This is a genomic window from Burkholderia sp. YIM B11467, assembly GCF_052952715.1.
In genome coordinates this window covers 1-18,632 of the sequence record NZ_JBQVSQ010000017.1, presented here as the reverse complement: position 1 = coordinate 18,632, position 18,632 = coordinate 1, and the positions used below count along the sequence as shown (strand labels likewise).

The following is an 18,632-nucleotide window of genomic DNA, read 5'->3' as shown; positions in this document are numbered from 1 at the left end:
GCTGCTCCTGGAGGTGAAAAAAGACGCGGGCAGGAAACCCGCGTCGAACGGAAAGATAAGAAGCGGCGCGTCAGCTCGACGGCTTGCGCGCGAGAATCGCGGCGAGTTGTGCACCGTTCGGGCTGCCGAGGCCCGTGCATGCGTCCCAGCCCGACGCGGCCGCATACGTGCCGTTCGATCCCTGGGTGATGTCGCGCAGCGCGCCCGGATTCTTGTACAGCACCGGATTGACCCAGCCGGCCGATGCACCGGCCGCCGCATTGATCCGCGCGATCAGCGCGGCCCACAGCGGGGCGACCGCGCTCGTGCCGCCCATCACCGTCGGCGTGCCGGCAACCGACACCTCGTAACCCGTCTGCGGCGATGCATCGCCGGCCACGTCCGGCACGCCGCGCTTCGCGAGCGGCGTGCTGCTGCCGTCGGCGCGCGTGACGGCGAGCCCCTGCTGCCACGCCGGCAGGTCGAACAGCGTGCTGACGCCGCCACCACCCGCGCCGCCGCCCGACGCCTCGTCGTTCCACGTCACTTCGCTGCGAATGCCCTGCCCGGGCAGTGCATCGAGTTGCGTGCCGCCGCAGCCGAGCACGTACGGGCTCGATGCGGGGAAGTCAACGTGATCGGCACCGTCCTGCAACCCGTCGCCCGAGCCGCTGTCGCCCGACGCCGCGCACACGGTGATGCCCTGCGCGGCGGCCGCCTGCAGCACGCGGTTGAACGCCTGCGCCGACTGCGTCTGCCAGACCGCTTCCGGGCCGCCCCAACTGATCGAGATCACCGACGGCTTGTTGGTCGTGTCGCTGACGGCCGCGTTGACGGCCTGGATGAAACCCGCATCGCTGTTCGATGCGAAGTAGACCGCGATCTTCGCGGCCGGCGCGATCGCACCGGCGATCTCGATGTCGAGCGCGACTTCGCCGTCCGGGCCGTTCGGGTCACCGCTCGGCGCATTGCGTCCGGTGCCGACGTTCACGTCGACGAGCGTCGGCGGCGTCGTGATCCCGAGCCCGCGGAAATACTGCTGGATGTCGGCCGCGCGATAACCGCCGCCCAGTTCGACGATCGCGATGCATTGCCCGGCGCCATCGCCGGCCGGAAAGCCGTATAGCGACGCGAGCTGGACCGGCGTGAACGTGACGCCCGCCGCGCCGCCGCGTGCGGGCCTGAACGGCGGACGCAGCCGGAAGTGCGGCCGCGCCTGGGGGCGGCTGTCGAGGCCGAGCACGGCCGTGACGGCATCGCCGAGATCGTCGGGCAGCGCGATCGGGCCCGAGCGGCCGCGATACTGGCCGATCGAACGATGCTCGAAACGCTCGAGCTTCACGCCGAACGCGGCTTCGAACTGCTGGATCGTGCCGGACAGCACGACGACGCTTTCGACCGGATCGACGCGATCGACCGTCAGTTGATGACGACGCGCGAAGTCCTCGGCCTTGCGAATGTCGTCGGGATGGGCGGAGAAACGCTGCGCGAATGCGGCGCGCGACAGCGGTTTCGCCTGTGCGTCGCCGGTGGCGAGCTGGTGGACCAACGTATCGAGTTGCCCTTCTTCCTGCCGCCGCAACATGATCGTGACGTGGATGCGTTCTGCCGGATCGCACGGGCCGAGGCACTTGGACTCGGCGACGATTCGGGGTTCACGGTCGGCGTGAAGATGCCTTGCCATGTTCTGACCCTCCTTGGTACCGCGTTGCACGGAACAACCAGGAAATCGGACATGGCCGGCGGAAGTCGGTTCCGTTCGGTCAGTCGGTTCGCGATAGCGCGAAGTGAGAGGAATTTTAGATCAGTCAGACGATTTGCGCGCACGCCCTTCTGCACCGGGGCATGCGCGCGAAGGCCGGCATTGCACGCGGCCTGTGTCGATCGGCGCATCGGCGCCGCGCGGCCTGTCGACCGGCGCGGCACCGCTGCGGCGGCGACGCTCAATCCATCGACAGACGCAGCGCGAAACCGATCAGCGCCGCGGAAAACGTCCAGCGCTGCACGGTCTGCGCCAGCGGATGCGCACGCATCCACGCCGCGATGCGCGACGCGCCGAACACGCAAGCGAGGTCGAAGCACACGCCGGCCGCGACCAGCAGCGCGCCGAGCTCGAACATCTGCAACACGACGGGCCCGGCCTCGGGCCGCACGAACTGCGGCAGCAGCACCGAGCAGAACAGCAGCGCCTTCGGGTTCAGCAGGTTCGTCAGCAGGCCCTTCACGAACGACTGCCGCAGCTCGCCCGCCGACACCGTCGTGTCGCCTTCGCCGAGCGCGAACACGGGCGAACGGAATACCTGGATCGCGACATACGCGAGATAAAGCGCGCCGCCGTAGCGAATCACCTCGTACAGCCACGGCGCGCTGCGGATCAGTGCCGCGACGCCGCAGGCGGACAGCGTCACGTGCGCGGTGCGCGCGAGCGACAGGCCACCCGCCGCCGCCAATCCCGGCCGCACGCCACGGCCGATGCTGGTCTGCAGCACGAGCGCCATGTCGGGCCCCGGCACCGCATAAATGGCCGCCAGCGCGGCGAGATAAATCAACAGCAAATGCGTGGAAATCATGGTCTGCCCCCGTCCTCCAATGACGATATGTTGCCGCTGAAGGAGGAGGGATTATTGGCCATCTTTGGCTCAGGATTGGCGATCCATAGGGGAATCCGCCACAATCATGAAACCAGAACAAGGATTCCGCCAATATGATCGAACTCGACAAAACCGATCGCGCGATTCTCGCTGCGGTGCAGCGCGACGGCCGCCTGCCGATCGCGCGTCTCGCCGAATCCGTCGGCCTGTCCGAGACACCGTGCGCGCGTCGCCTGAAACGGCTCGAAAGCGACGGCTACATCGAGCGCTATCGCGCGCAGTTGTCGCGCCAGGCGCTCGGCTTCGGCGTCGTCGCGTTCGTGCTCGTGCGCTTCGCGACGCACGACCGCAAGGTCGCCGACCGGTTCGAACGGGAAGTGCTCGGCATCGAGCGGATCCTGGCGTGCCACAACGTCGCGGGCACGGCCGACTACCTGCTGCAGGTGGTCGCGCGCGACCTCGACGACTACGGCACGTTCCTGCGCGAATCGCTGCGGATGCTGCCGGGCGTGACGTCGATCGAATCGGCGCTGTCGTTGCGCGAAGTGAAACACGACGCGGGCTTGCCGGTGCCGTGATGCGCGCGGCGGAGCGCGCCGGCGCAACGCTTGTTCACATTGTCGGCAGCGCCGGCGTCACGCGACGTCCGGCGGCTGGTGCGCGCGTTCGAGATCCTCGAGAAACGCTTCCACGAGCGGGTTACCGCGTCCGTTGCGCGCGACGACCATGTGGAACGTGACGTCGTAGCGCAGCTGCTCCGGATTGAGCGGCGCGAGCAGCCCCTGCGCGACGTACGGCGCCGCGAAGTGCTGCGGCAGGTAGCCGAGGTGGTGGCCGGACAGGATCAGCAGCGCGACGGCCTCCATGTTGTCGGCGGTCGCGGTCACGCGGTCGGGTGTCGTCGACAGCTGCGCCTCCGGCAGCGGATACGAGCGCCACGCCCATTCGAAGCCCGTGACGTCGGCCGGCGTCAGCGTGCCGGCGCCGTCGAACAGCGGATGGCCGCGGCCGCAGTACGCGACCTGGCGCTCGATGAACAGCGGCGTGTAGTGCAGCGACGGCACGCGGTGCCAGAAGTAGCCGACCGCGATCTGGATCTCGTCGCTCAGCAGCTTCTCCTCGAGATCGCCCGGCGCGCGCACGGAGATCGAGAAGCGCACGGCCTCGTCGCGCGTGCGGAACGCGGCGATCGCCTCGGCGATCCGCGCGTTCTGGCTCACCGGCGTATGGCCGATCAGGCCGATGTTCAGCGTGCCGACCAGCTGGCGGTCCATGTGCCGCGCGGCCATCCCGAACTCGTCGAGCGCCGCGAGCAGCTTGCGGCTCATCGCGTGAAACCGCTCGCCCTTCGGCGTGAGCCGGAAGCCGCTGCGGCCGCGCTCGCAGAGCCGGTAGCCGAGCCGCGTCTCGAGCGACGACAGTTGCGCGCTGATCGTCGACTGCCCGACGTTCAGCACCGCCTGCGCGGCCGACACGCCGCCCGCGTCCGTGACCGCGAGAAACACGCGGATCAACCGCAGATCGAGGGTCGACAGATTCCCCAGCACGCTCATCCCCTTCCATACATCGATGAAAATCGATGTTTACGTCGATATCTTCGCATTCTTCTTTCCCGGCGGAGCGCGTAAAACTGTGCGCCAAGCCGCGTCGAATGATACGGCAACCCCACATCGGAAGAGACAGCCCCATGAACGACCACACCCATTTCCAGCCGCTCGGCGGCAATGAAATGCCGCGCTGCGGCGGCATCGCGACGATGATGCGCCTGCCGCACGTGGCGAGCGCCGAAGGCCTCGACGCGTGTTTCGTCGGCGTGCCGTTCGATCTCGGCACGTCCAACCGCACCGGCGCACGCTTCGGCCCGCGCCAGATCCGCACCGAATCCGTGCTGCTGCGCCCGTACAACATGGCCACGCGCGCCGCGCCGTTCGATTCGCTGCAGATCGCCGACATCGGCGACGTCGCGATCAATCCCTACAACCTGCACGATTCCATCGCGCGCATCGAAGCCGCCTACGACGCGATCCTCGAGCACGACTGCAAGCCGATCACGCTCGGCGGCGACCATACGATCGCGCTGCCGATCCTGCGCGCGATCCACCGCAAGCACGGCAAGGTTGCATTGATCCACGTCGATGCACACGCCGACGTGAACGATACGATGATGGGCGAAAAGATCGCGCACGGCACGCCGTTCCGCCGCGCGGTCGAGGAAGGCCTGCTGCATGGCGACAAGGTCACGCAGATCGGCCTGCGCGGCACCGGTTACGCCGCCGAGGATTTCGACTGGTGCCGCGATCAGGGCTTCCGCGTGGTGCAGGCCGAGGAATGCTGGAACAAGTCGCTCGCGCCGCTGATGGAAGAAGTGCGCGCACGCGTCGGCGATACACCCGTCTACATCAGCTTCGACATCGACGGCATCGATCCGGCCTACGCGCCGGGCACCGGCACGCCGGAAATCGCGGGCCTCACGGTGCCGCAGGCGCTCGAAATCATCCGCGGCGCGAAGGGGCTGAACATCGTCGGCTGCGATCTCGTCGAAGTCGCGCCGCCGTACGACCCGTTCGGCACCACGGCGCTGCTCGGCGCGAACCTCGCGTACGAGCTGCTGTGCGTGCTGCCGGGTGTCGCCTACCGCAGCTGATCCCCGCCAGACACGACCTATTCCAAATCAGAGGATTCCAGAGGAGCACACATAAAGATGGGGACTTCCGTCAAGCAACCGAAGCGGGCGGCGCTCGCGTCGTTCGTCGGCACCACGATCGAGTGGTACGACTTCTATAGCTACGCGACCGCCGCCGCCATCGTGTTCGGACCGCTGTTCTTTCCCGGCGAAAACCGCTTCGTCAGCCTGCTCGCGTCGTTCGGCTCGTTCGCGGTCGGCTTCTTCGCACGGCCGCTCGGCGGCGTGATGTTCGGCTACCTCGGCGACCGCTTCGGCCGCAAGCGTTCGCTGCTCGCGACGCTGATGCTGATGGCCGTGTCGACGGTCGCGATCGGCCTGCTGCCGACCCACGCGCAAGCCGGTGTGATCGCACCGATCCTGCTCGTGCTGATGCGCGTGCTGCAAGGCATCGCGGTCGGCGGCGAATGGGGCGGCGCGGTGCTGCTCGCCGGCGAGCATGCGCCCGAAGGCAAGCGCACGTTCTTCGCGTCGTTCGCGCAGCTCGGCAGTGCGAGCGGCCTGATCCTGTCGATGCTCGCGTTCGGCGCGATCAGCACGCTGTCGAAGGACGACATGATGAGCTGGGGCTGGCGCGTACCGTTCCTCGCGAGTTCCGTGCTGCTGGTGGTCGGTTTCGTGATCCGCGCGAGCGTGTCCGAGTCGCCCGAGTTCGAGGAAGTCAGGAAGAGCGGCAACACCGCGCAGAACCCGCTGCGCGAAGCGCTCAAGTACTGGCCGCTGCTGCTGCTCGCGATCGGCGCGAACGTGTACGGCATCGCCGGCGTGTATTTCAGCAACATCTTCATGATCAGCTATGCGACGCAGTTCCTGTCGCTCGACCGGTCGATGGTGCTGCATTGCATGACGATCGTCGCGGTGCTGCAGTTCGTCGTGCAGCTCGCCGCCGCGTTCCTCGCGCAGCGCTTCGGCACCACGCGCGTGCTGCTGATCACCGGCGCATGGGCGGCGATCGTTCCGTTCGCGATGCTGCCGCTCGTGCACATGGGCACGCCGCTGTCGATCACGGTCGGCGTCGGCCTCGCGACGCTCGCGGAATCGGGCTACTACTCGGTGGTCGCGGGTTTCGTCAGCGGCATCTTCGTCGCGCGGATCCGCTATACGGCGATCTCGATCGCGTACCAGGTGTGCGGCGCGCTCGCCGGCGGCCTCACGCCGCTCGTCGCGACCATCATCGCGCAGAACACCGCGCCGCAATGGTGGCCGCTCGCGATCCAGTACACGAGTGCCGCAATCCTCTCGTCGCTGTGCGTGTGGCTGATCTCGCGCCGCGTCAGCATCGACGATGCGGGCGCGCCCGGCAAGACGCGCGAGTCGCTGCCGCGCGGCGTGCGCACCGCGTAACGTCCCGCAACGGGCAGGCGATTCGCCTGCCCGTTTTTTTTGCGTTGTCCGGCGGTGTACCGCACCGCCCGCGCATCCCCCGATATTGATTGCTTGCCACGACGGTGTCGCGGCAGGCAGGCGCACGCGGTCGCATCGACGAACCGCGCGCGACCCTGGAGACAAGCCGTCATGAACCGCCCCGACACCCTCGACCTTGGCCGCGCCGAATCGGCCGGCCTCGCGATCGAGCACCACTCGATCGACTACATCCCGGAACACGAACGCCACGCAAAGCTGGCGAGCCAGGGGCCGTTCTGGTTTCTCGGCAACTTCCATTTCTTCACGATCTCGATCGGTTTCGTCGGGCCCGGCATGGGCCTGTCCGCCGGCTGGACGACGCTCGCGGGCGCGCTCGGGATCATGTTCGGCACGATCTTCATGGCGTTTCACGGCTCGCAGGGGCCGGAGATGGGCCTGCCGCAGATGATCCAGTCGCGCGCGCAATTCGGCTATCGCGGCGTGATCGTCGCGCTGCTCGCGACGCTGTTCGTCTTCGTCGGCTTCAATGTCGTCAACGTGTCGCTGATGGTCGACGGCGTGCACAACGTATTCGGGATCGACGGCGGCTTCGTCGCCGTCGCGGCCGTGGCAATCGGCGCGTTGCTCGCGATCTACGGCCACGACCTGATGCATCGGACTTTCACGTGGGCGCTAATCGCGACATTGCCGCTCTATGCGCTCGTCACGCTCGCGCTCGCGTTCGGTCATGCGGCGCCGGCACACGCCGCCATTGCGCCGGCGGCCGCGCCGGGCTTCAACTGGATCGCGTTCGCGACGCAGTTCGCGATCGCCGCGAGCTACAACATCTCGTATGCGCCGTATGTGTCCGACTATTCGCGCTATCTGCCGAAAAATACGAGTCGCGCGAAGCTGATCGCGGTGATCTTCGCCGGCGCGTCGCTGTCGGGCACCTGGATGATCGGCCTCGGCGCATGGCTCGCGCAGAAGCTGCACGCGGCCGATGCGCTGGTCGCGATGAACGATGTCGGCACGTCGCTCGTGCCGGGCCTCGGCAAGCTGATCGCGATCGTGTCGCTGGTCGGCTTCCTGCCGATCATCGCGCTCAACGCGTACAGCGCGATGCTGACCGTCCTGACCGCCGTCGATTCGATCGTGCCGATCCGGCCGACCCGCCGCGCGCGCGTCGCATCGATCGTCGCGATCAGCACCTTCGTGCTCGCCTGCGTGTTCGCGATCCGCGGCAACGGCATCGCGCTGCTGCAGACGTTCCTGACGCTGATGCTCTACTTCCTGGTGCCGTGGACCGCGGTGAATCTCGTCGACTATTTCTTCGTGCGGCGCGGCCACTATGCGATCGCGCATTTCTTCACGCCGAACGGTCTCTACGGGGCGTGGCAACCACGCGGCATCGTCGCGTACCTGGCCGGCTTCGCGGCGATGGTGCCGTTCTTCTACATCTTCGATGCCGAAGCGAACCGCGAGGTATTCGTCGGTCCGTTCGCACGGATGCTCGGCGGCGTCGACATCGCGTGGCTCGTCGGGCTGATCGTCGCGGGCGCCGTGTATGCACTCCTGTCGCGCTCGCTCGACCTCGAACACGAACGGCGCGTGATCGCGAAGACGCCTGCGCCCGACGCTCCCGCCAGCACGGATATTCGCGAACGCGCATAACGGAAAACGGCCCGTCACGGCGGGCCGGTACTTCAATAGTCGCAGCGCAAGCTACGGCGCGTCAGTGTGCCTGGTTGCGCAGCGTCTTCGCGGCGGCGACCATGTTCGTCAGCGCCGGAATCACTTCGGCCCACTGGCGCGTCTTCAAGCCGCAGTCCGGGTTCACCCACAGACGCTCCGCCGGAATCCGTTCAGCCGCCTTCTGCATCAGGCCGACGATGTGATCCTGCGTCGGGATGTTCGGCGAGTGGATGTCGTACACGCCCGGCCCGATTTCGTTCGGATACTTGAAGTCGTCGAACGCGTCGAGCAGCTCCATGTCCGAGCGCGACGTCTCGATCGTGATCACGTCCGCATCCATGTCGGCGATCGACGCGATGATGTCGTTGAACTCCGAATAACACATGTGCGTGTGGATCTGCGTATCGTCCTGCACGCCGTTCGCGGTGATGCGGAACGATTCGACCGCCCACTTCAGGTACTCGCTCCATTGCGCGCGGCGCAGCGGCAGCCCTTCGCGCAGTGCCGCCTCGTCGATCTGGATCACGCGCACGCCGGCCTTCTCGAGATCGAGCACTTCGTCGCGGATCGCGAGCGCGAGCTGGTAGCACGACACCGAACGCGGCTGGTCGTCGCGCACGAACGACCAGTTCAGGATCGTCACGGGGCCGGTCAGCATGCCCTTCATCGGCTTGTTCGTCAGCGACTGCGCATACGTGATCCATTCGACCGTCATCGCCTTTGGGCGGCTGATGTCGCCGAACAGGATCGGCGGCTTCACGCAGCGCGAACCGTACGACTGCACCCAGCCGAACTGGCTGAATGCGTAGCCGTCGAGCTGCTCACCGAAGTATTCGACCATGTCGTTACGCTCGGCTTCGCCGTGCACGAGCACGTCGAGTTCGAGCGATTCCTGCTCGCGCACGCTGCGTTCGATCTCCGCGCGCATCGCCGTGCGGTAACCCGCTTCGTCCAGCGCGCCGGCCTTGAACTGGCTGCGCGCCTGGCGGATTTCGACGGTCTGCGGGAACGAGCCGATCGTCGTCGTCGGGAAGGCCGGCAGGCTCAGTCGGGCCGACTGCTTCGGCGCGCGCTGCGCATAGGGGCTCACGCGGTTGCCGAGCTGCGCGTCGATACGCGCGATCGAGGCCTTCACCACCGGGTTGTTCACGCGCGGCGAGCGGCGGCGCGAGTCGATCGCGGCGGCATTCGCGGCAAGCGCATCGGCCACCTGGTCGCGGCCTTCGTTCAGCGCGGTGGCGAGCACCTTCAGTTCGTCGAGCTTCTGCAGCGCGAACGCGAGCCACGAACGGATCTCCGCGTCGAGCTTCTCCTCGCTCGCGAGATCGACCGGCACGTGCAGCAGCGAGCACGACGGCGCGAGCCACAGGCGATCGCCGAGCTGCTTCGCGAGCGGTTCGAGCCAGTCGAGCGTCGCGTTCAGGTCCGTCTTCCAGATGTTGCGGGCGTTGATCGCGCCCACCGACAGCACGCGCCCGGCCGGCAGTTCGCGCACCAGTGCGTCGACTTCGTCGCGTGCATTGATCGCGTCGATATGCAGGCCGTCGACCGGCAGCGAGGCCGCGAGCGTCAGGTTGTCCTGAAGCTGCCCGAAGTAGGTGGCGAGCAGCAGCTTGATGCGGCGCGTTTCCAGCGTCGCATAGGCGGTGCGGAATGCGTGCCGCCATTCGGCGTCGAGCTCGGTGACGAGAATCGGTTCGTCGATCTGCACCCATTCGACGCCCTGCGCGGTCAGCGTGTCGAGCAGCGCGCCGTACACGGGCAGCAGCTTCGGCAGCAGTGCGAGGCGATCGGAATCGTCCTTCGCCTTGCCGAGCCACAGGTACGTGACGGGACCGAGGATCACCGGCTTCACGGCCACACCCTGCGCCTGCGCTTCCGCCAGTTGCTGGAGCAGGCGCGACGGGTCGAGCGAGAAGTTCGTGTCCGCGTGGAATTCCGGCACGATGTAGTGATAGTTCGTGTCGAACCACTTCGTCATTTCACCGGCCGAGACGCCGCCGCAGCACGCGGCATGCTCTTCCGCCGACTGCGCCGACCGGCCGCGCGCGACGCGGAAATAGTTGTCGAGCACGTCGCCGTGGAAGCCCTGCACGCGCTTCGGCAGGTTGCCGAGCGTGAAGCTCATGTCGAGCACCTGGTCGTAGAACGCGAAGTCGCCGAGCGGCGCCAGATCCAGATCGCGCTGGTCGTTCCAGTGGCGCTGGCGCAGCTGCGCGCCGAGCGCCTTCAGCTCGTCGCGCGACGATTCGCCTTTCCAGTAGCGTTCGAGACCGAACTTGAGTTCGCGCTTCGCGCCGATTCGCGGGAAACCAAGGTTGTGTGTGGTGACCATGACGCTGCCGTCCAGATGTAGTGAATGTCCGGCAGCCATGATAGGGATTTCAATACATGAAATAAAATGGCATTATTTCATTCATCCATTAAAATTGTTCATGTATCTGTTGGGTGAGCGATAACCATGCTGGAACGATTCCATCTCGTCGTCATTCGTGAAGTCGAGCGCCAGGGCTCGCTGACCGCGGCCGCCAACGCGCTGCATCTCACGCAATCGGCGCTCAGCCATACCGTCCGGAAAATCGAGCAGCAGCTCGGCACGCCGATCTGGGATCGGGAAGGCCGCGGCCTGCGGCTCACGCAGGGCGGGCAATATCTGCTGAAGCTGGCGAACCGGCTGCTGCCGCAGTTCGAGCTCGCCGAAGAGCGGATGAAGCAGTACGCGAAGGGCGAGCGCGGCACGCTGCGCATCGGGATGGAATGCCACCCGTGTTACCAGTGGCTGCTGAAGGTCGTGTCACCGTATCTGTCGCGCTGGCCCGACGTCGACGTGGACGTGAAGCAGCGCTTCCAGTTCGGCGGCATCGGCGCGCTGTTCGGTTACGACATCGACGTGCTCGTCACGCCCGATCCGCTGAACAAGCCGGGTCTGCACTTCGTTCCGGTATTCGATTACGAGCAGGTGCTGGTGGTCGCTGACTCACACCGGTTCGCGAACGCCGACTACGTGACGCCCGAGCAACTGACCGACGAGATCCTGATCACCTACCCGGTCGAAACCGACCGGCTCGACATCTACAACCAGTTCCTGACGCCGGCCGGCATCGTGCCGAGGCGGCACAAGTCGATCGAAACGACCGACATCATGCTGCAGATGGTGGCGAGCGGGCGCGGCGTGGCCGCGCTGCCGAGATGGCTCGCGGACGAATACGCGGACCGGATGCCGGTCGTGCCGGTCAAGCTCGGCAAGAAGGGCATCGCGAAGCAGATCTTTCTCGGCATCCGCGAGGCGGACGCGGCGATCGACTATCTGGCCGCGTTCGTCGCGCTCGCGCGCGAATCGACGTGGAGCGCGCCGCGCATGCTGCGCTAGGCGCGCCCGGTTGCAGGACGCGTCAGGCGGCGCGCATGCCGATGCGTTCGCCGCGCTCGACCCACGCGCCGAATAGCAGGCCGATCGTCGTCCACATGATCACCTGCATGCCGATCGCCGCGACGCGGAACTTCCACAGCACGGCGGCCGGGAAAGCGGCCGGCACCTCGTTGATCGACGGCAGCCCGAACTGCACCGCCGCGATGATCGCGACGAACACGAGCCCGGCGACGATCGACGCGTTCCATTGGCCGAGCTTCGCCAGCAGATGGCGGCGCACGCTGACCGAGAACACCATCGTCGCGATCGAGATCGCGATCATCAGGAAGAACAGGCCCGTGCGATAGCCGATCGTGTCGGGATCGCCGACCGACGGCGGATTGGCCGGGTACTTGAGGTTCGGCACGATCACGAGCGCGATGAACGCCGCCAGTGCGAGCCACGCGGCCAGCGGCCGTGCCGGGAGGCGGCCGCCGCGCCCGTACGCGAACGCAAAGACCAGCGAGAACAGCCCGCCGAATGCCGCGCCATAGGTCACGACACCGGTCAGCAAGCCAAGGCCGGCCTGCGTGTGACGACTGACCAGCTCGGGCTCCGGCGCGTCGCCTTTGGCGGCGTCGAGTTTTTCTTCAAAGGAAATCGCCTGATCGACTTGCGGTTCGCCGACGATTTTCGCGAAACCGAACGTGAGGAGGCCCGCGGCGATGCCTGCGAGCATCCCGCGCATGAGCAGCTTTCCGACCATCGTGTTCTCCGCGTCAGTGGCAGGGAAAGCCGAGCAGATGGCGGCCGTCGTGGACGAATTCGTGCACATACATGCCCGGCACGAGCGACGTCGCGCCTTGTTCCGCGCCGACGAAATACAGTGCGAGCAGCAGGATCAGGCCGACGAACACGGCCCACGGCAACAGTTCACGGACGGGGATGGGTGCCGGCACGACGACCGGCTTCAGCACTGCTTCGCTCATGGATGCACCTCAGGGGAATCGCGCCCCGACAAATGTTGGATGGGTACGAAGGCAGGTCTGGCTTCCGGGATCGAGATTCCCCGGTTACAGTGGCGCGACCGCGCCGGAATTGCACCGGCTTCCGCGTTTCGTATCGGGCGGATTGTACGCGCGAAAGTCCGCGTGTTGAAGTAACGGCGTGCGAGCGACCGCACGTTCCGCCCGGCCCCTCCGACAACCGACATGACCCTGCATGCCTCGCTGCGCCTGATCGCACACGCATCGACCCGTGCGATGCGCACCGGCACGTTTCCCGACGACGATCCGCTCGACGCGCGCGGGCTCGCCGACGCCGCCGCGCTGCGCGACCGGTGGGCGGGCCTCGCCGGCGCGATCGTGCTGTGCAGCCCCGCCCGCTGCGCGCGACAGACTGCCGATGCGCTCGGGCTACGTGCCGACATCGATCACGCGCTGCGCGACATCGACTACGGCAACTGGCGCGGCCAGCGGCTGCACGATCTCGGCCGCGACTGTCCTGACGAATTGGGTGCATGGATCGGCGATCCGTCCGCATCGCCACACGGCGGCGAATCGTTCGACGCAGCGATGCGGCGTGTCGGCACATGGTTGAACGCGCTGCAGCACGAGCGCGACATCGTCGCGATCACGCATGCGGCGATCATTCGCGCGGCCGTCGCGCAGGCTCTGCGGATGGATTCCAAGGCCGCGACTCGCGTCGACGTCGCGCCGCTGTCATGCACGACATTCGCCGCATCGCCGCATGGATGGATGTTGATCGCGGATGTCGATCGGCGCGACACTGATGCGTAAGCCCATGTCGTGCCGAGTTGCGTGCGCCATGTGGCCGAAGATGCGTGCCGGCGCTCTGCTTACATCGCTGTAAGACATACCGTTCGCCATCCCGACTGTCATCAAACTGACTGCTGGCCGAAGCTAGGATCAGACGCGATTCCCCTACGAGATGCCGTCATGAATCAACCTGCTTCGTCCGCCTCGAACAATTCGGGCTCCGTCGAACGCACCCGGCAAGTCGGTTATGCCGTCTTCCTGCTGGTGCTCGCGATCGGCGCCGTCTATATCGCCATGCACCTGATCGACGATCTGTCGTCGGTCCGCGAAGCATCGCTGTTTCCGTACCTGATGCTCGGCGCCGCGCTGCTGATCGCGCTCGGCTTCGAATTCGTCAACGGTTTCCACGACACCGCGAACGCGGTCGCCACCGTGATCTACACGCACTCGCTGACGCCGAACGTCGCGGTGATCTGGTCCGGCATGTGGAACTTCCTCGGCGTGATGGTCTCGAGCGGCGCGGTCGCGTTCGGCATCCTGCAGTTGCTGCCGGTCGAGCTGATCCTGCAGGTCGGCAGCGGTTCGGGCTTCGCGATGGTGTTCGCGCTGCTGATCGCCGCGATCGTGTGGAACCTCGCGACCTGGTATTTCGGGTTGCCGTCGTCGAGCTCGCATACGCTGATCGGGTCGATCATCGGCGTCGGGCTGATGAACCAGCTGATGCACGGGCCGTCCGGCACGAGCGGCGTCGACTGGGGCCAGGCGCTCGGCGTCGGCAAGTCGCTGCTGTTCTCGCCGATCGTCGGCTTCCTGTGCGCGTCGCTGCTGCTGCTCGTGCTGAAGGCCGTCGTGCGGATTCCGGAGCTGTACAAGGAGCCGCCGAAGGATCAGCCGCCGCCGTTCTGGATTCGCTGCCTGCTGATCCTGACCTGCACGGGCGTGTCGTTCGCACACGGTTCGAACGACGGGCAGAAAGGGATGGGCCTCATCATGCTGATCCTGATCGGCACGGTGCCGACCGCGTATGCGCTGAACAAGGCCGTTACGCCGGCCGAATCGCAGACCTTCGTTGCGGTCGCGAACCAGGCAGCCGCGACGTTCGGGAAATACACGAACGGCGTCGCGCCGTCCGCGAACCCGCGCGCCGACGTCGAACACTACGTGCAGCGCCGTGAACTAACGCCGGCCGTGCTGCCGGCCGTGCAGCAGTTGTCCACGTCGCTCGCGACCGCGGTCGGCGCGTCGGGCTCGATGGCAGCCGTGCCGCAACGCGACGTCGACAACGTGCGAAACACGATGTATCTGGTGTCCGAAGCAATTCGCCTGATCGAGAAATCGGGGCAACCCGCGTTCGCCGCCGACGACAAGCTCGCGATCGACAACTATCGCAAGCAGCTCGACCATGCGACCAAGTTCATCCCGACCTGGGTGAAGGTCGCCGTCGCGATCGCGCTAGGTCTCGGCACGATGGTCGGCTGGAAGCGGATCGTCGTGACCGTCGGCGAGAAAATCGGCAAGCAGCATCTGACGTACGGACAGGGCGCATCGGCCGAAGTCGTCGCGATGCTGACGATCGGCGCCGCCGACATGTACGGGCTGCCGGTGTCGACGACACACGTGCTGTCGTCGGGCGTCGCGGGCACGATGGCGGCGAACGGGTCCGGGTTGCAATGGAGCACGGTGCGCAGCCTCGTGCTCGCATGGGTGCTGACGCTGCCGGCGTCGATCGCGCTCGCGGGCGGGCTCTACTGGCTGTTCCGGTCGGTGGTCTGATCGGGGACGCGGTGGGTGGCCGGTGAGCGCCGGCCGCCTGTAGTGGAAGGTTCGACTCTCGCTTCTCCGCTTCTCCGCTTCTCCGCTTCTCCGCTTCTCCGCTTCTCCGCTTCTCCGCTTCTCCGCTTCTCCGCTTCTCCGCTCCGACACGTCGCCGCATGCGGCGTGTCCGTGCCGCATCGCACGCCGCTCCCCTCTTCCTTTTCCGAATTGAAACGCAAGATCTGGAGCGCGCCGTCTCACGGACGTCGGTAGACTGGGTTCATCAACTTCCATCGTGAATTCAACCGTGCGCGCAACGCTTCCGAAGCATTCCGCGCGACCGCACGGCACCACGTTGCTGACGAACCGAGGTAGCCCGTGAACATTGCCGATCTGCAACCTGCCGTCGAATCGCTGGACATCGCGCAACGTGTCGACGCAATCGACTGGACGACCGTCGATGCCGATCTCGATCGCTACGGATGCGCGCGTGTGCCGGGCCTGATCTCGGCGAGCGAGTGCGATGCGCTCGTATCGCTCTATCCGCGGGACGCGCTCTATCGTTCGCGCGTCGTGATGGCGCGGCACGGATTCGGGCGCGGCGAATACAAGTATTTCGCATACCCGCTGCCCGCGGTGGTCGCCGAGTTGCGCACGACGATCTACCCGCATCTCGCGCCTATCGCGAATCGCTGGAACAAGGCACTCGGGCTCGACGTCCGTTATCCGAACGACCAGGCGACATTCCTCGATCGCTGCCACGCGGCGGGACAAACACGGCCGACGCCGCTGATCCTTCAATACGGTCCCGACGACTACAACTGCCTCCATCAGGACCTGTACGGCGAGCACGTCTTTCCGCTCCAGGTCGCGATCCTGCTGTCGGCGCCGGGCCACGATTTCACCGGAGGAGAGTTCGTGTTGACGGAACAGCGGCCACGCATGCAGTCGCGTGCGGAAGTGGTGCCGCTGACGCAAGGCGACGCGGTGATCTTCGCCGTGCACGGCCGGCCCGTGCAGGGAACGCGCGGCTTCTACCGCGTCAACCTGCGCCACGGCGTAAGCCGGATCCGCAGCGGCCACCGCCACACGGTCGGCATCATCTTCCACGACGCACAGTGACGGCAACCGGAACGAGCGCAACGCTATCGCGCCATTCGTCTCGCGGATGAATTTGCACAGGAAACGCCGCGCGTCCGCCGCACCAATCGCGCGTTATCGTTCGGGGGTCGTTGCGACCGGACATCACCACGCGATCTGTTCATTCGTTCACAGTGGCCGATGACGGATTTCGCTGCCCGTCAGGCCATCTTGGCCATGACGGACCGACGTCTCAAGTGAGCGACAGGAAACGAAAGCATTCACCTGTCGCGACACAAAGGCGATTGGCGGCCCGGCCTATCCTCGCGCCACATTCGCCCGCAGCCGGTCGCCCGCATCGAGGGCCAGCCGCGCGTAGCCCGGCAACGTCAGCAGTGCGAGTACACCCGCGGCGACGAACGCCCAGCGGAAATCGTCGAGCACGTAGTGCATGCCGGCCGCATCGCCACGCACCAACGCCGCGAGCCGCAGCGACAACGCGCCGAACGCGATCCCCATCCCGATCGTCATCTGCTGCGCGGCGCTCCACAACGTGCTGGCCGCGCTCGTCTGGTGAGCCGGGATATCCGCATAGGCCAGCGTCGCGAGCGTCGTGAACTGCATCGACCGCGTCAGCCCGTAGACGAATACGACGAACAGCGTGATCGCCAGCGGCGTCGATGCAGTCAGCCAGCCGCACGCGATCGTGAAGATGCCGACGATCGTCACGTCGACGAGCGCAACGCGCCGGAAACCGAAGCGGTCGAGAATCCACGACGTTCCGGCCTTCATGCCGAGATTGCCGAGCGCGCTCGCGAGCAGCAGCAGGCCGGACTGGAACGGCGACAGCCCGAAACCGATCTGGAACAGCAGCGGCAGCAGGTACGGCACGGCGTTGATCGCCATCCGCGTGATCGAACCGGTGATCACCGTCACCGAGAACGTCGGTACCTTCAGCGTCGTGAAATCAAGCAGCGGATGCGCGCAACGTCGCGCATGCAACCACGCGGCAATGCCGAACAGCACGCTCGCCCCCACCAGGACCACCGCGCGCGTGAAGTGCACGTCCTGCTGGCCGGCCGCCTCGGTTCCGATCAACAGGCAGGTCAGCGCTCCACCGGCCAGCACGAAGCCGACCCAGTCGAGCGGCCTTTGTTCGTCGGCCCGCGTGTTCCGGACGATCAGCCAGGTACAGGCCAGCGCGGCGATGCCGAACGGGACGTTCAACAGGAAGATCCATCTCCACGACGCATAGGTCGTGATGAAGCCGCCGATCGGCGGCCCGACGACCGGCGCGACGATGCCCGGCCACGTGATCGTCGCGATCGCGCGCATCAGCTTCGCCTTCTCGGTACTGCGCACGACGATCATTCGTCCGACCGGCACCATCATCGCCCCGCCGATACCCTGCAGCAGGCGCGCAGCCGTGAACGTCACGACGCCATCGGACAGCCCGCACAGCACCGACGCGCCGGTAAACACGACGATTGCACTGGCGAACACCGTGCGCGATCCATAGCGGTCCGCGATCCAGCCGCTGATCGGGATGAACACGGCGAGCGCAAGCATGTAGGCCGTCATCCCGAGACTCAGCGCATTCGGTCCGACGCCGAACGAGCGCGCCATTTGCGGCAGCGCGGTCGCGATCACGGTCGTGTCGAGGTACTCCATGAAGAACGTTGCGGCGACGAGATACGGCAAGAAGTCGGTCGTCCGACCACCTTGGGCGGGGCTATCAGTCATGAACGGTGCAGGAGACGGAATGCTGAAGACACCGACCGCCAGCGCATGCGGAAAAGCGCCGGGGATCGGGACGAATGGCGATATTACCTCGAAGGGCTTGCTGTCCGCTCTGCCGGGCATGTCGTGCGAATGCACTTTATGCGCATAGATTTCTGTGACGAATTCGCGCTGCGTGCGCCCAGTGGCACCCACGATCGGGTTGGCGCGAGGTGTCGATGGATGGGTAAATGAAGCAGGAGGGTTTTCGCGAGAACGCGGCATTTATCGGCTATTACCGACGAACGTCGCTCATCACCGGTCATCGCTACATCGTCGTTGGATGCACCGACGTCAGCTCGATGCTGACTGGAATCGCATTGATGTAGCGCCAGAGGGAAGCACCTGGGGATTTCAGCGGGCAGAATTGCGGGTCGCTCAAGAACGACGGCTATCTGGATCAACGCCATCGAAGCACCAGCTCTGGCCGCACCGCCCTTCGCCGGCGCGTGAGCATTTCTACCGCCCCAATGCAAAAACCCCCGCCTTTCGGGCGGGGGTTCTTAGCTTAGGGAGCCTGACGATTACCTACTTTCACACGGGAATCCGCACTATCATCGGCGTAGAGTCGTTTCACGGTCCTGTTCGGGATGGGAAGG

The 18,632-nt window shown here is 66.1% G+C and carries 16 protein-coding genes, 1 rRNA gene and 1 riboswitch; of the genes, 9 read left to right on the top strand and 8 right to left on the bottom strand.

Annotated elements, in window-relative coordinates; genetic code table 11:
- Window positions 1–70: 70 nt before the first annotated feature.
- Both ACTRWB_RS35430 and ACTRWB_RS35425 read right to left on the bottom strand, forming a co-directional pair.
- Window positions 71–1,663, bottom strand: a complete 1,593-nt coding sequence (locus ACTRWB_RS35430) for a S53 family peptidase (RefSeq protein WP_129515800.1) — start codon at window positions 1,661–1,663, stop codon at window positions 71–73.
- Between the two features lie 259 nt (window positions 1,664–1,922).
- Window positions 1,923–2,549, bottom strand: coding sequence for a LysE family translocator (locus ACTRWB_RS35425; RefSeq protein WP_048246702.1), 627 nt, complete (start codon window positions 2,547–2,549; stop codon window positions 1,923–1,925).
- Window positions 2,550–2,683: 134 nt separating this feature from the next.
- Here ACTRWB_RS35425 and ACTRWB_RS35420 point away from each other — a divergent pair, with 134 nt between their 5' ends.
- Window positions 2,684–3,148, top strand: coding sequence for an Lrp/AsnC family transcriptional regulator (locus tag ACTRWB_RS35420; protein ID WP_129515801.1), 465 nt, complete (start codon window positions 2,684–2,686; stop codon window positions 3,146–3,148).
- A 57-nt stretch (window positions 3,149–3,205) separates the two neighbouring features.
- On the opposite strand, the gene ACTRWB_RS35415 is transcribed toward ACTRWB_RS35420, so the two are convergent.
- Window positions 3,206–4,117, bottom strand: a complete 912-nt coding sequence (locus ACTRWB_RS35415) for a LysR family transcriptional regulator (protein ID WP_446904613.1) — start codon at window positions 4,115–4,117, stop codon at window positions 3,206–3,208.
- A gap of 140 nt (window positions 4,118–4,257) precedes the next feature.
- Between ACTRWB_RS35415 and speB the strand changes: the two genes are divergently transcribed.
- The 3 genes from speB (at window position 4,258) to ACTRWB_RS35400 (ending at window position 8,271) form a co-directional block, all read left to right on the top strand.
- Window positions 4,258–5,214 (top strand): agmatinase, encoded by a 957-nt coding sequence (speB, locus tag ACTRWB_RS35410; RefSeq protein ID WP_343494904.1) that lies wholly within the window; start codon window positions 4,258–4,260, stop codon window positions 5,212–5,214.
- 57 nt (window positions 5,215–5,271) lie between these two features.
- Window positions 5,272–6,597, top strand: a complete 1,326-nt coding sequence (locus ACTRWB_RS35405; protein WP_412023736.1) for an MFS transporter — start codon at window positions 5,272–5,274, stop codon at window positions 6,595–6,597.
- Between the two features lie 171 nt (window positions 6,598–6,768).
- Window positions 6,769–8,271: a purine-cytosine permease family protein gene (locus ACTRWB_RS35400; RefSeq protein ID WP_446904612.1), complete on the top strand. Its 1,503-nt coding sequence runs from the start codon at window positions 6,769–6,771 to the stop codon at window positions 8,269–8,271.
- Between the two features lie 61 nt (window positions 8,272–8,332).
- Here ACTRWB_RS35400 and metE read toward each other — a convergent pair whose 3' ends face one another.
- Window positions 8,333–10,627, bottom strand: coding sequence for a 5-methyltetrahydropteroyltriglutamate--homocysteine S-methyltransferase (metE, locus tag ACTRWB_RS35395; RefSeq protein ID WP_446904611.1), 2,295 nt, complete (start codon window positions 10,625–10,627; stop codon window positions 8,333–8,335).
- A 126-nt stretch (window positions 10,628–10,753) separates the two neighbouring features.
- On the opposite strand from metE, the gene ACTRWB_RS35390 reads away from it, so the two are divergent.
- Window positions 10,754–11,662 carry a LysR family transcriptional regulator gene (locus ACTRWB_RS35390; RefSeq protein WP_446904610.1) on the top strand — a complete coding sequence of 303 codons (909 nt, stop codon included), beginning with the start codon at window positions 10,754–10,756 and terminating at the stop codon, window positions 11,660–11,662.
- Between the two features lie 22 nt (window positions 11,663–11,684).
- On the opposite strand, the gene ACTRWB_RS35385 is transcribed toward ACTRWB_RS35390, so the two are convergent.
- Together ACTRWB_RS35385 and ACTRWB_RS35380 are read right to left on the bottom strand one after the other, a co-directional pair.
- Window positions 11,685–12,407, bottom strand: coding sequence for a CbtA family protein (locus tag ACTRWB_RS35385; RefSeq protein WP_412023732.1), 723 nt, complete (start codon window positions 12,405–12,407; stop codon window positions 11,685–11,687).
- A 13-nt stretch (window positions 12,408–12,420) separates the two neighbouring features.
- On the bottom strand, window positions 12,421–12,630 hold the full coding sequence (locus ACTRWB_RS35380; protein WP_047902386.1) for a CbtB domain-containing protein: 210 nt from the start codon (window positions 12,628–12,630) through the stop codon (window positions 12,421–12,423).
- A 33-nt stretch (window positions 12,631–12,663) separates the two neighbouring features.
- Window positions 12,664–12,801: riboswitch (cobalamin riboswitch) on the bottom strand.
- A gap of 51 nt (window positions 12,802–12,852) precedes the next feature.
- Here ACTRWB_RS35380 and ACTRWB_RS35375 point away from each other — a divergent pair.
- The 3 genes from ACTRWB_RS35375 to ACTRWB_RS35365 all read left to right on the top strand — a co-directional run bounded on the left by ACTRWB_RS35375 (window position 12,853) and on the right by ACTRWB_RS35365 (window position 16,296).
- Window positions 12,853–13,440 (top strand): histidine phosphatase family protein, encoded by a 588-nt coding sequence (locus tag ACTRWB_RS35375; protein ID WP_446904609.1) that lies wholly within the window; start codon window positions 12,853–12,855, stop codon window positions 13,438–13,440.
- A 159-nt stretch (window positions 13,441–13,599) separates the two neighbouring features.
- Window positions 13,600–15,192 carry an inorganic phosphate transporter gene (locus ACTRWB_RS35370; RefSeq protein ID WP_446904608.1) on the top strand — a complete coding sequence of 531 codons (1,593 nt, stop codon included), beginning with the start codon at window positions 13,600–13,602 and terminating at the stop codon, window positions 15,190–15,192.
- 360 nt (window positions 15,193–15,552) lie between these two features.
- Complete coding sequence (locus ACTRWB_RS35365) at window positions 15,553–16,296, top strand: 2OG-Fe(II) oxygenase (RefSeq protein ID WP_446904607.1); 744 nt, start codon at window positions 15,553–15,555, stop codon at window positions 16,294–16,296.
- A gap of 276 nt (window positions 16,297–16,572) precedes the next feature.
- Here ACTRWB_RS35365 and ACTRWB_RS35360 read toward each other — a convergent pair whose 3' ends face one another.
- Entirely contained in the window at window positions 16,573–17,997 is a 1,425-nt protein-coding gene (locus tag ACTRWB_RS35360) for a DHA2 family efflux MFS transporter permease subunit (protein ID WP_446904606.1), read from the bottom strand.
- Between the two features lie 227 nt (window positions 17,998–18,224).
- On the opposite strand from ACTRWB_RS35360, the gene ACTRWB_RS35355 reads away from it, so the two are divergent.
- Window positions 18,225–18,362 (top strand): hypothetical protein, encoded by a 138-nt coding sequence (locus tag ACTRWB_RS35355; RefSeq protein ID WP_446904605.1) that lies wholly within the window; start codon window positions 18,225–18,227, stop codon window positions 18,360–18,362.
- 186 nt (window positions 18,363–18,548) lie between these two features.
- On the opposite strand, the gene rrf is transcribed toward ACTRWB_RS35355, so the two are convergent.
- A 5S ribosomal RNA gene (gene rrf, locus ACTRWB_RS35350) occupies window positions 18,549–18,632 on the bottom strand; the annotation flags it as partial.

Excerpts from the sequence above, each read along its gene's own strand:
- ACTRWB_RS35430 (WP_129515800.1), bottom strand. The coding sequence starts at position 1,663 with ATGGCAAGGCATCTTCACGCCGACCGTGAACCCCGAATCGTCGCCGAG.
- ACTRWB_RS35425 (WP_048246702.1), bottom strand. The coding sequence starts at position 2,549 with ATGATTTCCACGCATTTGCTGTTGATTTATCTCGCCGCGCTGGCGGCC.
- ACTRWB_RS35420 (WP_129515801.1), top strand. The coding sequence starts at position 2,684 with ATGATCGAACTCGACAAAACCGATCGCGCGATTCTCGCTGCGGTGCAG.
- speB (WP_343494904.1), top strand. The coding sequence starts at position 4,258 with ATGAACGACCACACCCATTTCCAGCCGCTCGGCGGCAATGAAATGCCG.
- ACTRWB_RS35405 (WP_412023736.1), top strand. The coding sequence starts at position 5,272 with ATGGGGACTTCCGTCAAGCAACCGAAGCGGGCGGCGCTCGCGTCGTTC.
- ACTRWB_RS35400 (WP_446904612.1), top strand. The coding sequence starts at position 6,769 with ATGAACCGCCCCGACACCCTCGACCTTGGCCGCGCCGAATCGGCCGGC.
- metE (WP_446904611.1), bottom strand. The coding sequence starts at position 10,627 with ATGGTCACCACACACAACCTTGGTTTCCCGCGAATCGGCGCGAAGCGC.
- ACTRWB_RS35390 (WP_446904610.1), top strand. The coding sequence starts at position 10,754 with ATGCTGGAACGATTCCATCTCGTCGTCATTCGTGAAGTCGAGCGCCAG.
- ACTRWB_RS35385 (WP_412023732.1), bottom strand. The coding sequence starts at position 12,407 with ATGGTCGGAAAGCTGCTCATGCGCGGGATGCTCGCAGGCATCGCCGCG.
- ACTRWB_RS35380 (WP_047902386.1), bottom strand. The coding sequence starts at position 12,630 with ATGAGCGAAGCAGTGCTGAAGCCGGTCGTCGTGCCGGCACCCATCCCC.
- ACTRWB_RS35375 (WP_446904609.1), top strand. The coding sequence starts at position 12,853 with ATGACCCTGCATGCCTCGCTGCGCCTGATCGCACACGCATCGACCCGT.
- ACTRWB_RS35370 (WP_446904608.1), top strand. The coding sequence starts at position 13,600 with ATGAATCAACCTGCTTCGTCCGCCTCGAACAATTCGGGCTCCGTCGAA.
- ACTRWB_RS35360 (WP_446904606.1), bottom strand. The coding sequence starts at position 17,997 with ATGACTGATAGCCCCGCCCAAGGTGGTCGGACGACCGACTTCTTGCCG.
- ACTRWB_RS35355 (WP_446904605.1), top strand. The coding sequence starts at position 18,225 with ATGAAGCAGGAGGGTTTTCGCGAGAACGCGGCATTTATCGGCTATTAC.